A 16009-nucleotide genomic window follows, 5' to 3' on the forward strand; every position below is an offset into this window, starting at 1 on the left:
CGATGGCCTTTTTCAACAACGCGTACCGCAACCGGCTGCTCGCGACCGCCGCGCCGCTCGGTCTGATGTTTGCGGCCGCGCCGGCTGCTGCGCAGGACAAGCCGGCGACGCCGGTAGCTGACGCCGTGGCGTCCGACGACCAGCAGCAGGACATCGTCGTCACCGGCACCCTGTTCCGTCGTACCGACACCGAGACGCCGTCGCCGGTCACCGTGCTGACGTCCGACAGCCTTGCCAAGGCCGGTATCACCAACGTTTCCGATGCCATTCGTTCGATCTCGGCCGATAGCGCCGGCTCGATCGGGACCGGGTTCCAGACGGGGTTCTCGGCTGGCGGCTCGGCGGTTTCGCTGCGCGGCCTGGGCGTCTCGTCGACCCTGGTGCTGATCAACGGCCTGCGTTCGGCAAACTTCCCGATCAACGACGATGGCCATAACGCCTATGTCGACCTCAACTCGATCCCGTTCAGTCTGATCGACCGTGTCCAGGTGCTCAAGGACGGCGCGTCGTCCATCTACGGCGCCGATGCGATCGGTGGCGTGGTGAACATCTTCCTCAAGAAGCAGTTCACCGGGCTCGAGGGCAGCATCCAGGGAGGCACTACGGAAAAAGGCGACGGCTCGCGCTATCGTGCCGAACTGACCGCCGGGATTGGCGACTATCAGACGAAGGGGTGGAATTTCTACCTCAACGGCGAATATCAATGGGATGGCCGTATCTCCAACCACAGCCGTGGTTTCCCGTACAATACGCAGGATCTGCGCCCAGTCGGTGGTCGCGACAATAATACCGCCGATGACACGCTGACGGCCAATACGCCGACAGCGTACGTGACTCGCGTCGGTCAGACCGACCTCAATAACCCGTTATCGGGCCAGGCCGGATCGCCGCCGACCAATCAGTATCTCGCCCTCGGCATCGCAAATTGCGCTGGTGGAACCTACACCATCACCACCGGTGGCTCGCAAGGTACGGGTTGCAAGTACGACCTGACCGATCTCTATCGCCAGATTCAGCCGAAGCAGGAACGTTATTCGGTTACCGGCAAGTTCAGCGTCAGACTGGCCGACAATGTCGAAGCCTATGTCATGGGCAGTTACAGCCGCGACTTCGTCAGCATCACCAGTGCCTTTCCGTCGGCGATCCGCCAGACGCAGCCGTTCGGCGGTCCGCCGGCGATCGCGTCTAGCAACCCGGGTATCGTGCTGCCGGTCTATATCTGCGCGTCGGGCGTCAATTGTGCGACCGATCCCAGCCGCCAGCTCAATCCAAACAACCCGTACGCCGCCGCCTATGCCGCCAATCCGACGCAGGGCGCGGCGCGCATCTATTACCTGTTCAGCGACATCGCGGCGGGCAGCGATCGCGTCAACGAGGTCGCGCGCGTTGCGACTGGTCTGAACGGCAGCTTCAGCGGCTTCGATTGGAAGGTCGATGGCGTATATGCTCGCGACGACCTGCAGATTACGCAGCACGGCCTGCTCAACATCGCCGGGCTGATGAAGGCAATCAACACGGGTTCCTACAATTTCGTCAATCCGTCGGCCAACAGCGATGCCGTGCGCAAAGCGATCGCGCCCGACAAGGTCACGCCGTCCCATTCGCAGATGTATTCGCTTGACGCGTCGGTTTCGAAGAAGCTGTTCGATCTGCCGGGCGGTCCGCTGCAGTTCGCGGTCGGCGGTCAGGTCCGCAACGAGCGGCTGGTCAATCGCAATCAGAATGTGGCGCTGGATACCTACGGCCTGACGACCTCGTCGGCGTTCGGCAAGCACACTGTCTGGGCGGGCTATTTCGAACTCGACGCGCCTGTCCTCAGCATTCTCGATATCAACGTGTCGGGCCGGTACGACCATTATTCTGAGGGTTTCAGCCACTTCTCACCCAAAGTCGGATTCAAGCTGACTCCGATCAAGGAGTTCGCGATCCGCGGCACCTATGCGGAAGGCTTTCGCGCGCCGACCTTTGCTGAATCCGGACCCAACAGCCAATATGCCGGCTTCGTCAGCACGACGCCGCCGTGCAGCTTCATCCTGAGCCATGGCGGGACGGGAACCACGGCCTCGTGTAGTGCCAACGGCAATCCATATAATTCGCAATATTCGCTGGGGCGCGGCTATGCCGGCAACCCGAACCTGCAGCCGGAAACGTCGCGCAGCTTCACCGTCGGTACGATCTTCCAGCCCGTAAAATGGTTCAGCGCGACGGTCGATTACTACAACGTCAAGAAGTCGAACCTGATCGTCGGCGGCCCGCTGACCGGGGCGGCGGTTAGCGCCTATTACGGCGCGGCCAATGCGACCGCGGCATGCGCGGCGGTTGCCGCGGTAGGTGCCGGTTATTCGTGCAATGTGGTCGATGCGGTCGATCCGCTCTATCCGACCGCCTTGCCACGCCTCCTCATTCTCAACGTGCCATGGGTCAACGCGAACTTCGCGATCACAAGCGGCATCGATGCTTCGGCGTCGGTCAAATTCTCGGCCGGTGACTTCAGGTTCACCAGCAAGGTCGAGGTCACGCACATCTTCAAGTACGACCTCCACACCGCCACCGGGGTACAGCATTACGCCGGCACGCTTGGGCCGTACGATCTGTCGTCGGGTAACGGAACGCCGGATTGGCGCGGCAATTGGCAGAGCACGGTCGAATATGGACCTTGGTCGCTGTCGGCGACGGCTTATTATGTCGGCAAGATCAAGGCAGTGTCGGAGGACCAGGGGCTGCCGCTCGATTGTGCGCTCGGCAATCTCTATACGCGATCGGCACCGCAGAACACCGATCCGCGGTTCTGCTACATCAACTCGTTCATCAACGTCGATCTGAACGCGTCGGTGCGGGTCAACGACAAGTTCACGTTCTTTGCCAATGTCGGCAATGTGCTCAACGCTCGCGCGCCACTGGCGGCCGCGGCTTATGCGAGCGCGCCGAACTTCCTGACGACCTGGCATTATGCTGGCGTGGTCGGCCGCAAGTTCAGCGCCGGCGCCAACTTCAAGTTCTGACGAAAATATGCCGGCGGCGGGCGTAAGCCGACGACCGGCCGGCAATTTCAGCTTCAAAATGCGGTATGATCCAGGGTCGACTGGTGATCGGCGCCGCAGCCGGTTAGGGTCATGCGGATCAGCTTCAACGTGGCTTGCAAGGCGCGACGTGAAGATCGAAACGCTGCCGGCGATCGGACTAATGGCAGACGAAATAACTCCAGCTGACGTACTGTATTACTACAATGCATCACTGACATTCCGTGGGTGCGGAAACGATAGGCGCTCGCGGGCTCAAGACAAACGCGGCGCCAGTTCCAACTTGTACCAAATGACATTGCCGAGGATCGATGACGCCCGCGCCGTAATTTGAAATGTGAGGCTCTCGATCGGCCGGACCCTGCGTATTCGGTGTGACTTTCGTGTAACTCTCTGCTGCAAATCGGCAATCATTTGGCGTTCCAGCTTTACAACGATTGTATCGGCGGTAACCAGTCGCTCATTCCGGACAGGCTCAGAGGTCTGACGGTATTGGGGGCTCATGATTCGCGCCGGTAAACGAGCGCGGGCCTAGCCCGCTACATGGGGATTACGCATCGATGGTATCTTTCCGAACGACGTCCAAGCTTCGCCTGCTTGCTGCCGCTGCTCCGCTCGGCCTGCTCGCGCTGGCGACGCCCGCTCAGGCGCAGGAAACGCCTGCTTCGCCGGCTCCCGCCCCCGCAGGCGACCAGGCGACCGACAACTCGCCCGACATCGTCGTCACCGGGACGCTGTTCCGCCGCACCGACACCGAGACCCCGTCGCCGGTCACCGTGCTGACCACGGAAAACCTTTCCCGCGCCGGCATCACCACGGTCGCTGACGCGATTCGCTCGGTTTCGGCCGACAGCGCCGGCTCGATCCCGACCGGTTTCCAGGGCGGCTTTTCGGCCGGTGGCTCGGCGGTCTCGCTGCGCGGCCTCGGCGTTTCGTCGACCCTCGTGCTCATCGACGGCCTGCGCTCGACCAACTTCCCGCTCAACGACGACGGCCACAACGCCTATGTCGACCTGAACTCGATCCCGTTCAGCGCCGTGGAGCGCGTCGAAGTCCTGAAGGACGGCGCCTCGTCGACCTACGGTGCCGACGCGATCGGCGGCGTGGTCAACGTCATCCTGCGCAAGCAGTTCAAGGGCCTTCAGGGCGGTGTCGAAGGCGGCGTTGCCGAGGGCGGCTACGCCTCGCGCTATCGTGCCAATCTCATGGGTGGCATCGGCGATTACGATGCGGCCGGCTGGAACCTCTGGGTCAATGGTGAGTATCAGCGCGACGGTCGTGTTTCGGTCGCCGATGTCGGCTTTCCGTTCAACACCACCGACCTGAGCTCGCTCGGCCTGGCTGATCAGAACACCGCCGACAGCTCGCTTTCCACCGCCACGATCAACGCGGTTGTGCGTCGCACCACCCAGTCGAACCTCAACGATCCGTTCACGGGCGGTGCTGTGGCAACCGGCGCTTATTCGACGCTCAATCTGGGGAGCTGCACGAAGGGCACATACACCGATTCGTCCGGTAATATCGGATGCATCCACAACAACACGCTTGAATATAGCCAGGTGCAGCCGTTCTCGGAGAAATACTCCTTCACCGGCCGCTTCAGCTATCGCGTCAGCGACAACATCGAACTGTACGCGCTGGGCAGCTATTCGCACAGCCAGGTCAACATCAAGGGCACGCCGCCGGCGATCCGCCAGCGTCAGCCTTATGGTGCGGCGCCGACCACGGCGTCGAACAACCCGGGCATCGTACTCCCCTATTTCGTCTGCAACGCGGGCGTCGACTGCGTCACCGCGGCGGATCGTCGCCTGAATCCGAACAACCCCTATGCGACCAACCTCGGTGCCGATGCGGCGACGGCGATGGCGAATGCGGCGCGCATCTATTACCTGTTCGGCGACATTCCGGCCGCGACCGAGCGTGGCAACGAGGTTATCCGTGGCGCCATCGGCCTCAACGGCAAGTTCGGCGACGGCTGGAGCTTCCGGGTCGAAGCAGTCGGCGCGCGCGACAATATGGAGCTGAATGCGTTCGGCGTCATCAACATCGCCGGCCTGAAGCAGGCAGTGAACACTGGGGCGTACAATTTCATCAACCCCAGCCTGAACAACGCGGCGGTGCGTAACCTGATCTCGCCGACCGTGACGAACCGGGCCTATACGTCGCTCGCGTCGCTCGATGCGTCGATTGCCAAGGAATTGCTGACGCTTCCGGGCGGCCCGTTGCAGGTCGCTGTCGGCGGCCAGATCCGTCGCGAAACGCTCAACAATCCGGGCCTCAATCCGAATCTCGCCAATTATGCCAACACGGCGGCGGCGTTCGGTGCGCACACAGTGTCGGCGGGCTATTTCGAAATCAGCGCGCCGGTCCTCAAGGAACTCGAAATCGACGCGTCGGGCCGTTACGACCATTATTCGGAAGGCTTCAGCCACTTCTCACCGAAGGTCGGGTTCAAGTTCACGCCGATCAAGGAACTGGCACTTCGCGGCACCTTCTCGAACGGCTTCCGCGCTCCGACCTTTGCCGAAAGCAATCCGCGGTCCAGCTATCCGGGCTTCGTGACCTACCAGCCCCCGGCGGCCTTCGTCACTGCGCACGGCGGGAGCGCCAACCCCTATTCGCAATCCTACTCGGTGGGCGGCGGCTTCTCGGGCAATCCAGACCTGAAGCCGGAGACGTCGCGTGCTTTCACCGGTGGTCTGATCGTGCAGCCGACCCGGTGGCTGAGCTTCACGGTCGACTATTACAACGTGAAGAAGAAGGACGTGATCGTTGCAGGCCCGAACGCCGGTGCGGCGCGTAGCGCCTATTATTCGGTCGCCAATAACTCGTATCCTTCAGGCGCCGCCGCTGCGGCTGCCGGTTGCGCTGCGGTCGCCGCGATCCCGGGTTATTCGTGCGGTGCCACCGACGCGATCGACCCGTTGTTCCCGAACGCTCTGCCGCGCGTGCTCGTGATCAACGGGCCCTACGTCAATGCGGGTTACTTCAAGACCGCCGGTCTCGATTACTCGCTCGAGGCGCGTATTCCGATCACCGACGACGTGAAGTTGATCAGCCGACTGGACGTCAACCAGATCCTGCACTTCAATGTCGATTTCGGTGACGGAGTGGTCCGCAAATATGCGGGTACGATCGGGCCGTACGAACTGTCGTCGGGTGCGGGTACTCCGCGTTTCCGCGGGAACTGGCAGAACACGTTGCAGATCGGCAATTTCTCGCTGACTGCTACGACCTATTATGTGGGTCGGATCAAGCAGGTGGGCGCAGACGATCTGGGCCCTGGTGCGGATGGTAAGATCGACCTTTCGTGCGCCGGTTCGGCTGGCGAGTTCTATCCGTATCCGACCGATGCGGCCCAGTCGAAATATTGCTATGTCAAGAGCTTCATCTACGCCGACCTCAATGCAACGGTTAAGGTGAACGACGATTTCAGCTTCTACCTCAATGTCGGCAACGTCACGAATGCGCGCGCACCGATCGCGGTGACCTCGTATTCCGGTACGAACTACCTGCCGACCTGGCATTACGCTGGCGTCATCGGCCGCACCTTCCGTGCGGGTGCGAACTTCAAGTTCTGATCCGTCGGAACGAGAAAACTGAAGGGGGCGGGGCCGCGAGGCTCCGCCCTTTTCTTTTGTCTGCGCGGCCCGGTTGCCTCGCGCAGACCTTGTGACCTTTTTGCTACAGGTGCGATCAAACGCGCCCGAACTTGTCAAACCTAGCTTTACAGCGGGAAAGCCAAGCTTAATCCCTGCGCCATTAGCCTCGGACGTACCTGGGAGGGTGGTTCGTAGGGGCTTGGCAACGCTCGAACCTGAAATGGGGGCAAGGGACGGGCCAGGCAAAGGGAATATCTCGTGACCAACTCGACTGTTTCGCGTTCGCTCCGCGGAAGCGCGGCCTTGCGCGCGCTGATGCTGTGCGGCGCCGGCGCGTCGGCGGCATTGTTCGCCGCTCCGGCATTCGCCCAGGATACCCAGGCTCCCGCGGCGGATGCCGCGCCCGCACCGCAGGACGATCAGGCGGCAGCGCCCGAAATCGTCGTTACCGGTACGCTGTTGCGCAATTCGGCGACTGCGACCGCCGCGCCGCTGACGACCTTGACCTCGGACGATTTGGCCAAACGCGGCCTCAACACGGTGGCCGACGCGATCAATTCGCTGGCGGCGAACAACGCCGGCTCAATGAACAAGAGCTGGAACAGCTTTAATTTCGCGACCGGCGCGACCGCCGTGTCGCTGCGCGGTCTGACCACTGGCAACACGCTGACCCTGTTCGACGGTCTGCGCAGCGCACCGTATCCGCTGGCGGATGACGGCCATCGTAACTTCGTCGATCTCAACACCATTCCCAGCGGAATCGTCGATCGCATCGAAGTGCTGCAGGATGGCGCGTCGTCGACCTATGGCGCCGATGCCGTCGCCGGCGTGGTCAATGTCATCGTAAAGAAAGAAATTACCGGCGTTCACCTCGACGGGTCGGCTGGCATTTCGGAATATGGCGACGCCGGCGAGCAGCGCCTGAGCGGCACGGTAGGCTATGGCAAGCTGTCGGAGCAGGGCTTCAACATCTATGCCAATGTCGAGTACCAGAAGAACGATCCGCTTTACGCGCGTGACCGCAAGTTTCCCTATAACGGCGCTGATCTGAGCAGCATCTGCAGCGCGCCCGGGAACTGCCTCAACAACGGCGTGGTAAACGGCATTCAGGGCGACGGCTCGTTCCCGGGCGTTGGATCGACCATGGTTCCCGCCATCCGTCCTTATAATACGACCACCCTAACCTTTGTGGATCCGGGCGGCACCAGCCACACGTTCGCGCCCGGCACCGTGGCGATGGGGCCGTGGCAGCTCGCCAATCCTGGGGCAGGGTGCGGAAATCTGACATCCGTCACGCTCAACGCCGCCCAGCAAGGGTCGGCGGCGCCTAGGTTCACCCAGAACACCGACGGCAGCTACTCGTTCAACAACGTCGGCTATACCGGGGTGACGAACGGGGCGCAGCAGTGTCAGCAAGACAACGTCAACCGTTATCTCCAAGAGCAGCCTACAGTCGAACGTTTGGGCGGGACCATTCGTGGCACGGTCAATTTGGGCAGCAGGGCGCAGGCCTATGCGATGTTCAATTTCTATCAGACGAAGACCGACACGTCGATTGCTCCGCTGTCGTTCGCTGGCCAGACCGCAGCGGGCGGTACGCAGTTCACGCTAAGCCCGGTGCTGTTGCCGGTCTATGTCTGCCCGCGTGGCACGACCGTCGCCTGCACGGCAGCCAACGGTACGCTCAACCCGAACAATCCCTATGCCGCCAGCGGCCAGTTCGCACGGGTGAACTACCGTTACGACCAGCCGCGTATCACGCTGTCGGATGCACGTACCTATCGCGCGTCGGCGGGCGTCAACGGTTCTTTCGGCGATAACTGGCGCTATGCGGCGGACTTCACCTGGTCGCAGGTCGACCTGAAGATCACCAACAAGAACTACCTCTATGCCCAGCATCTGGTCGACGTGATCAACGACGGCAGCTTCAATTTCATCAATCCATCGCTGAACTCGCAGGCGATCCGCGATTATATCGCGCCGATCAATGTCACAAACTCACGCTCGAACCTGTGGCAAGCCCAGGCAACGCTGTCGAAGGACCTGTTCCAGCTTCCGGGCGGGCCATTGTCGGCGGCGGTCGGCGTATCGTACCGCAAGGAATCGATCACCAACCCGAGCGCCAACCCGGCCAACGAGGTCAACCCGGCCGATCGCTATTACAGCGTCAACGCCGTGGGTGCGACCGGCAGCCGCAACGTCAAGTCGGCCTTCTTCGAAGTCGAGGCGCCGATTGTGGATATGCTGAGCCTGAACGCTTCGGGGCGCTATGACGACTATTCGTCGGGGCAGAAGAACTTCTCGCCGAAGTTCACCGCGATCTTCAAGCCGATCAAGGAAATCAAGCTGCGGGGTACCTTCTCGAAGGGCTTCCGCATTCCGAGCTTTAACGAGGCTTATGGTCTGCCGACGACCGGCTATATCACAGCCCAGGTCAGCGATCCGGCGTTCATCGCCGCCCACGGCGGCAATGCCTATGCCACCCAGCCTTACTCCTATGGCCTGACCGCCGTTGGGAATCCGTCGCTGAAGCCGGAGAAATCGACGTCCTATACCGGCGGTATCGTTATTGAGCCGAACCGCAACTTCTCGTTCACTGCGGATTATTGGCACATCAAGATCAAGGGCCTGATCACCAACCCCGATTATTCGGGTGTGGAGGATGCCTATTATGCCAATAACGGCGTTGTGAACATTCCTGGCCTGACGGTGCTTCCGGGCATCAAGGATCCGGATCATCCCAACGCGTTGCCATTGCTGGGCTTCATTCAATATTCGTTCGTCAACGCCGATTCTGAAACCGCTTCGGGTCTCGACTTTTCGGGTACTGCGCGCTTCCCGATCGGTAGCAGCATCAGCTTCACCAGCCGGGTCGACGCGTCATACCTGATCAAGCTGGAGAAAAACCTGTCGACAGGCGTCCAGCGTTATGACGGCACGCTCAGCCCGTGCGACATCACGTCGTGCTCGGGTGCGCCGAAGTGGCGCGGCACCTGGACCAACACGCTGGATTTCGGGAAGACATACCTGAGCGCCACGGTGAACTACACCAGCGGCTATGACATGGCGTCGATCGATTACGGTGGCATCAAGGGCGATTGCGACGCCAATGGCGGTGTTTCGGCGGCCACCTATGCCGACGGGACGATCTTCAAGTGCCGAGCCAAGCGCTTCGTCACGCTCGATCTGACCGCGAGCACGAAGATCGCCGATCACTTTACGTTGTACGCCAACGCGCTGAACATCCTTGGCGCGAAACCGGACTTCAACCCCGGCCAGTCATACAACCTCGGCTATAATTACAACGTGGCCTGGGAAGGCCAGGGCTTTACCGGTCGGTTCTTCCGCGTCGGCGCGAAGGTCGACTTCTAGATCCTCGCTCTCATCGACTGAGTTGATCGGGGCCGCTCCAGCAATGGAGCGGCCCCATTTTTGGTTGCGCTCCAGTCGATCTTCGCCGTGTGGCCAATTTGCTACAGCCGGAACGAAACCAATGCGCGGCGATCCATGCCGGCTTTACACCTTTCCGCACAGGTTCCATCCCCCGCCCATTGCCTCGAACGGGCCTGGGAGGGCGGTTCGCAGGGGCTTGGCGACGCTCGCACCGCAAGGGGGAACGGACGGGCCAGGCAAAGGGAAGACCTTGTGAAAATCAACACGACTGTTTCGCGTTCGCTTCGCGGAGGCGCCGCTTGGCGTGCGCTCGTGCTGTGCGGCGCCGGCGCGTCGGCGGCGTTGTACGTTGCCCCCGCTTTTGCCCAGGACACGCCCGCCCCGGCGCCCGCGCCCGTGGCCGAACCCGCTCCCGCGGCGCCTCAGGACGACCAGTCCGCGAGCAGCGGCGATATCGTCGTCACCGGCACTTTGTTCCGTTCCAACCGGGATACCGTGTCGCCGATCACCACGCTGACGAACGAGAATCTCGAAAAGGCCGGCATCACCAACGTGGCCGATGCTATTCGGTCGATCTCCGCGGACAATTCCGGTTCGATCCCGTCGGCATTCGCCAATGGGTTTGGCTCGGGCGGTGCGGGCGTGTCGTTGCGTGGTCTGACCGTCAACTCGACGCTCGTGTTGATCGACGGTATCCGTACCACCAGCTATCCCTATGCCGATGACGGTCAGCGCTCGTTCGTCGACCTCAACTCGATCCAGAAGAGCAATATCGACCGGATCGAGGTGCTGAAGGACGGCGCCTCGTCGACCTATGGCGCGGACGCGATCGGCGGCGTGGTCAACATCATCACCCGCAAGGAAATCAAGGGCTTCGAGGGTACGGCCGAAGGCGGTATTTCGGAACGTGGCGACGGTGGCGAACAGCGCCTGACGCTGACCTACGGCTATGGCGATCTGTCGACTCAGGGCTTCAACATCTACCTTACCGGCGAATACGAGCACGACGAGATGATCTCGGCGGCGAACCGCAAGTTCCCATACAACACCGCCGACCTCAGCTCGATCGGCGGCATCAACGGCAATGTCGGTGCGGACGGCGGGTTCGGGACGCGTCTCGGTGCGACCAGCGCAGTGGTTCGGCCGGCGATGGAGATGGTCCCCGGTGACATCTTCTCCGGTCAGTTCCTCGTGGACGGTGCTGGCGATCCACTGGCAACCCGCATACTCAATCCAGCGGGCTGTGCGACCAATGGCCTGACGATTCAGCATAGCGACGCGACGGGCGATTATTGCGAAGAGAATACCATTCCGTACGGCACGCTCCAGCCCGAGCAGACGCGCTACGGCGCCACCGCCCACCTGACCGCCAATGTCGGCAGCAATGCGCAGGCCTATCTGACCGGCACCTATTACCACAGCAAGGTCTATTCGGAGGCTGCGCCGTTCTCCGTGCGCCAGCGCAATCCGATCAACACCACCAACCTCGTGCTGCCGGCCATTCTCGCCAATGGGCAGGTCAATCCTAACAACCCCTATGCGGTGGCTGGCTGCACCGAGGGCGTCGATTGCGTCGATGCGCAGCTTTCCTTCGCTTTCCCGCAGCTCATCCAGCGGGCGACCACCGAAAACGACGTCTATCGCGTCGCCGGTGGCATCAGCGGCAAGTTCGGCGACGGCTGGACCTACTCGGTCGATGCCACTTATGCGCGCAGCGACCTGAAGGGTACGAATGCCGGCTATATCAACATTGCCGGCCTGACCTCGGCGGTCCTCAACGGCACCTACAATTTCGTGAACCCGTCAGCGACTCCGCAGTCGGTGATCGATGCCATTTCGCCCAACGCGATCACTACCGCGAAGAGCGAATTGTACATGATCCAGGGCAATTTGACCAAGGAGCTGTTCCAGCTTCCCGGCGGTCCCTTGCAGGTCGGCGTCGGTGGTTCGATCCGGCGTGAGACGCTCGATAACCCGAATGCCAACGCCAACAACGCGTTCCTCGGCCTCAATGCCGTGACCGCGTCGGGCAAGCGCACGATCTACTCGGCGTATTTCGAAGTAGACGCCCCGGTAGTGAAGGCCGTCGATATCAACCTTTCGGGGCGCTACGACCACTATTCGGACGGGTTCAGCAACTTTTCGCCCAAGGCGGGCTTCAAGTTCCGCCCGATCCCACAGCTGATGATCCGCGGTACCTATTCGCGCGGTTTCCGCGCGCCGAGCTTCGCGGAATCGCAGAACGGCGCGGTGATCGGCTATACCTCTGCGACGCCACCTTGTTCGGCGATCATTGCGCATGGCGGCGTCGCGACTCCTGATGGGTGCGCCGGCGGCAACGCTTATGTGTCGCCCTATTCGATCGGCTTCAACAGCGCGTCGAACCCGAATCTGAAACCGGAAAAGTCGCGTAGCTTCACCGGTGGCGTGGTGATCGAACCGACACGGTGGCTGAGCTTTACCGCGGACTATTACAATATCCGCAAGACCGACGTGATTTCGGGCGGCCCGCTGTCGGGTGTCGCCATCGACAATTACTATTCGGGTCAGGCGCTGCCCGCGGGCTATTCGTTGGTCCTGGACGATCCGGATCCGCAGTTCCCGAACGCGATCCGCAAGGTGCTGATCGTCAACTCGCCATACGCCAACGCGGCGTCGCTCGAGACGTCGGGCGTAGACGTGTCGCTCGAGGCGCGTATCCCGCTTGGCGGCGCGAAGCTGACGAGCCGCCTCGAAGGGACGGAAATCTTCTACTACCGCTTCGACGGTGGTGACGGGAACGTCCTCGATTATGTCGGCACCCAGGCGCCGTACATTCTGTCGTCGGGCGCCGGCACGCCGCGCTGGCGCGCCAATTGGCAGAATAGCCTTGAGGTCGGAAAGTTCACGCTGACCGGCACGGCTTATTATGTCAGCGGGTACAAGACGATCGCTACCGATCAGAACGGCCCCACGGCTACGACCTGTGCCGACCAGCTCTACAATCCCGGTGAGACGTTCTGCCACACCAAGGGGTTCTTCGACCTGGACCTGGTTGCCCAGTTCAAGGTCAACGACAAGTTCACCTTCTACGTGAACGTGATCAACGTGTTGGATGCGTCGGCACCGCTCAACCCCGCCAACTATGCCGGCGCGGCGGCCAACTACAATCCGACCTGGACCCAGACGGGCATCGTCGGTCGCTACTTCCGCGCGGGCGCGAACTTCAAGTTCTGATCCCGGCCGGTAGCCAAAACGATGGGGCCGCTCCAGCGATAGAGCGGCCCCTTTTTTGTCCGGTGATGGTGGGTCAGACGACCGTCAGCGTCAGCTTGCCGTCACCTTCATCGACCTTGACGGTCTGGCCGTCCTTGACTTCACCCGACAGGATCAGATCGGCGAGTGGGTCCTGCAGATAACGCTGGACCGCGCGTTTGAGCGGGCGGGCGCCATAGACCGGGTCGTAGCCCACGCGGCCGAGCCAGTCGCGCGCCGCCTGGGTCAGGTCGATCGCGATCTTGCGGTCGGCGAGCAGCTTGCCGACGCGCTCGACCTGGATGTCGACGATCGGCGCCATCTCGCTTTGCCCCAGCCGGTGGAACAGCACGATCTCGTCGAGCCGGTTGAGGAATTCCGGGCGGAAATGCCCGCGGACAATCTCCATCACTTGCGGCTCGACCGCCGACACGCTCTCGCCGTCGCCCAGGCTCGACAGATATTGGCTGCCGAGGTTGGAGGTCAGCACGATGATCGTGTTGGTGAAGTCGACCGTGCGGCCTTGGCCGTCGGTCAGGCGGCCGTCGTCGAGCACCTGGAGCAGGATGTTGAAGACATCGCCATGCGCCTTCTCGACCTCGTCGAACAGCACGACCTGATACGGCCGCCGGCGAACCGCTTCGGTTAGAACGCCGCCTTCCTCATAACCGACATAGCCCGGCGGTGCACCGATCAGGCGGGCGACCGAATGCTTCTCCATGAACTCGCTCATGTCGATCCGGACCATCGCCGCGCTGTCGTCGAACAGGAATTCGGCCAGCGCCTTGGTCAGCTCGGTTTTGCCCACGCCGGTCGGGCCGAGGAACAGGAAGCTGCCGAGCGGACGGTTGGGATCCTGCAACCCGGCGCGGGCACGGCGCACCGCGGTCGAGACGGCGCGCACGGCATCGGCCTGGCCGATCACACGTTTGCCGAGCTGCTGCTCCATCTGGAGCAACTTGGCGCGCTCGCCTTCCATCATCCGGTCGACCGGGATGCCGGTCCAGCGGCTGACGACGCCGGCAATGTCCTCGGCGGTGACTTCCTCGCGCAGCATCGCGCCGACGGTCGCGCCCTGCGCCGCCTCAAGCTGTTTTTCGAGCTGCGGGATGGTGCCGTAGGACAGCTCGCCCGCCTTGGCGAGATCGCCCGATCGCTGTGCCTGGTCGAGCGCGATGCGCGCGGCGTCGAGTTGCTCCTTGAGCTTGGCCTCGGCGCCGATCTTGTCCTTTTCGGCCTGCCAGCGCTGAGTCAGCTCGCTCGACTGCTGCTCGAGATTGGCGAGTTCGCCTTCGAGGTTGACGAGGCGATCCTTCGACGCCGCATCGGTCTCCTTCTTGAGCGCCTCACGCTCGATCTTGAGCTGGATGATACGGCGATCGAGCGTCTCGATCTCCTCCGGCTTGGACTCGACTTCCATGCGGATCCGGCTCGCCGCCTCGTCCATCAGGTCGATCGCCTTGTCGGGCAGGAAACGGTCGGTGATGTAGCGGTTGCTGAGCGTCGCCGCCGCGACCAGCGCGGCGTCGGTGATCCGCACGCCGTGGTGCAGCTCATATTTTTCCTTGAGCCCGCGCAGAATCGAGATCGTGTCCTCGACCGTCGGCTCGCCGACGAACACCGGCTGGAACCGCCGTTGCAGCGCCGGGTCCTTCTCGACATATTTGCGATATTCGTCGAGCGTGGTCGCCCCGACGCAATGCAGCTCGCCACGCGCCAGCGCCGGCTTCAACAGGTTCGACGCGTCCATTGCGCCATCGGTCTTGCCTGCGCCGATCAGCGTGTGCATCTCGTCGATGAACAGGATGATGTCGCCCTCGGCGCCCTTCACCTCGTCGAGCACGCCCTTCAGCCGCTCCTCGAACTCGCCGCGATATTTGGCGCCCGCGATCAGCGAGCCGAGATCGAGTGCCATCAGCCGCCGGTCCTTGAGCGTATCGGGCACGTCGCCATTAGCGATGCGCAGCGCCAGGCCCTCGGCGATCGCGGTCTTGCCGACGCCGGGCTCGCCGATCAGCGCTGGGTTGTTCTTGGTGCGGCGCGCCAGGATCTGGATCGTGCGGCGGATTTCCTCGTCGCGACCGATCACCGGGTCGAGCTTGCCGTCGCGCGCCGCTTGCGTCAGGTCGCGGGCGAATTTCTTGAGCGCGTCATAGCGGTCCTCGGCGCCTGCAGTATCGGCAGTGCGCCCGCCGCGTAGTTCGTTGATCGCCGCGTTGATGCCCTCAGGTGTCGCGCCGGACGCCTTGATCGCCTTGCCGGCAGCGGTGTTGAGGCTGAGCGCGAGCGCGACGAGCAGCCGCTCGACGGTGACGTAGCTGTCGCCCGCTTTCTGCGCGATCTGCTCGGCCTGATCGAGCACGCGCACCGCGTCGTTGTTGAGTCCCGGCTGACTCTGCGCCCCGGAGCCCGACACGGCGGGGATCTTGGCCAAAGCGAGATCGGTCTCGCTCGTCGCCTTTTTCGCGTCGCCGCCGGCTTTCTGAATCAAGCCCGCGGCAAGTCCCTGCTCGTCCTCCAGCAGCGCCTTCAACAGATGCTCGGGAGCGATCTGCTGATGGTTCATGCGGATCGCGACGGTGAGCGCGGATTGCAGGAATCCCTTGGCGCGGTCGGTAAATTTTTCGAGGTTCATTGGTGGTCCCTGATCGAATCTTGCCACGAATTTAGTGTTGCATCTTTGCAACACAAGACTGGCCGGCACAATTCGTAACTGCCCTGGCTTGCGATCGTCACGGGTCCGTCACGGACCTTTCTCCA

At 62.2% G+C, this 16009-nt stretch carries 5 protein-coding genes; 4 read left to right on the forward strand and 1 reads right to left on the reverse strand.

The features are described 5' to 3' along the window. Positions 1 to 2: 2 nt before the first annotated feature. The 4 genes from AC1DSD_RS09315 to AC1DSD_RS09330 all read left to right on the forward strand — a co-directional run bounded on the left by AC1DSD_RS09315 (position 3) and on the right by AC1DSD_RS09330 (position 13231). Positions 3 to 3002, forward strand: a complete 3000-nt coding sequence (locus AC1DSD_RS09315) for a TonB-dependent receptor domain-containing protein (protein ID WP_478029751.1) — start codon at positions 3 to 5, stop codon at positions 3000 to 3002. A 578-nt stretch (positions 3003 to 3580) separates the two neighbouring features. Continuing rightward, entirely contained in the window at positions 3581 to 6601 is a 3021-nt protein-coding gene (locus AC1DSD_RS09320) for a TonB-dependent receptor domain-containing protein (protein WP_478029752.1), read from the forward strand. A gap of 279 nt (positions 6602 to 6880) precedes the next feature. Next, positions 6881 to 9994 carry a TonB-dependent receptor domain-containing protein gene (locus tag AC1DSD_RS09325; RefSeq protein WP_478029753.1) on the forward strand — a complete coding sequence of 1038 codons (3114 nt, stop codon included), beginning with the start codon at positions 6881 to 6883 and terminating at the stop codon, positions 9992 to 9994. Positions 9995 to 10267: 273 nt separating this feature from the next. Next, positions 10268 to 13231 carry a TonB-dependent receptor plug domain-containing protein gene (locus tag AC1DSD_RS09330; protein ID WP_478029754.1) on the forward strand — a complete coding sequence of 988 codons (2964 nt, stop codon included), beginning with the start codon at positions 10268 to 10270 and terminating at the stop codon, positions 13229 to 13231. A gap of 73 nt (positions 13232 to 13304) precedes the next feature. On the opposite strand, the gene clpB is transcribed toward AC1DSD_RS09330, so the two are convergent. Then, positions 13305 to 15884, reverse strand: coding sequence for an ATP-dependent chaperone ClpB (clpB, locus tag AC1DSD_RS09335; protein WP_478029755.1), 2580 nt, complete (start codon positions 15882 to 15884; stop codon positions 13305 to 13307). Positions 15885 to 16009: the final 125 nt, after the last annotated feature.

It is taken from the genome of Sphingomonas sp. P4_D12 (assembly GCF_056401895.1).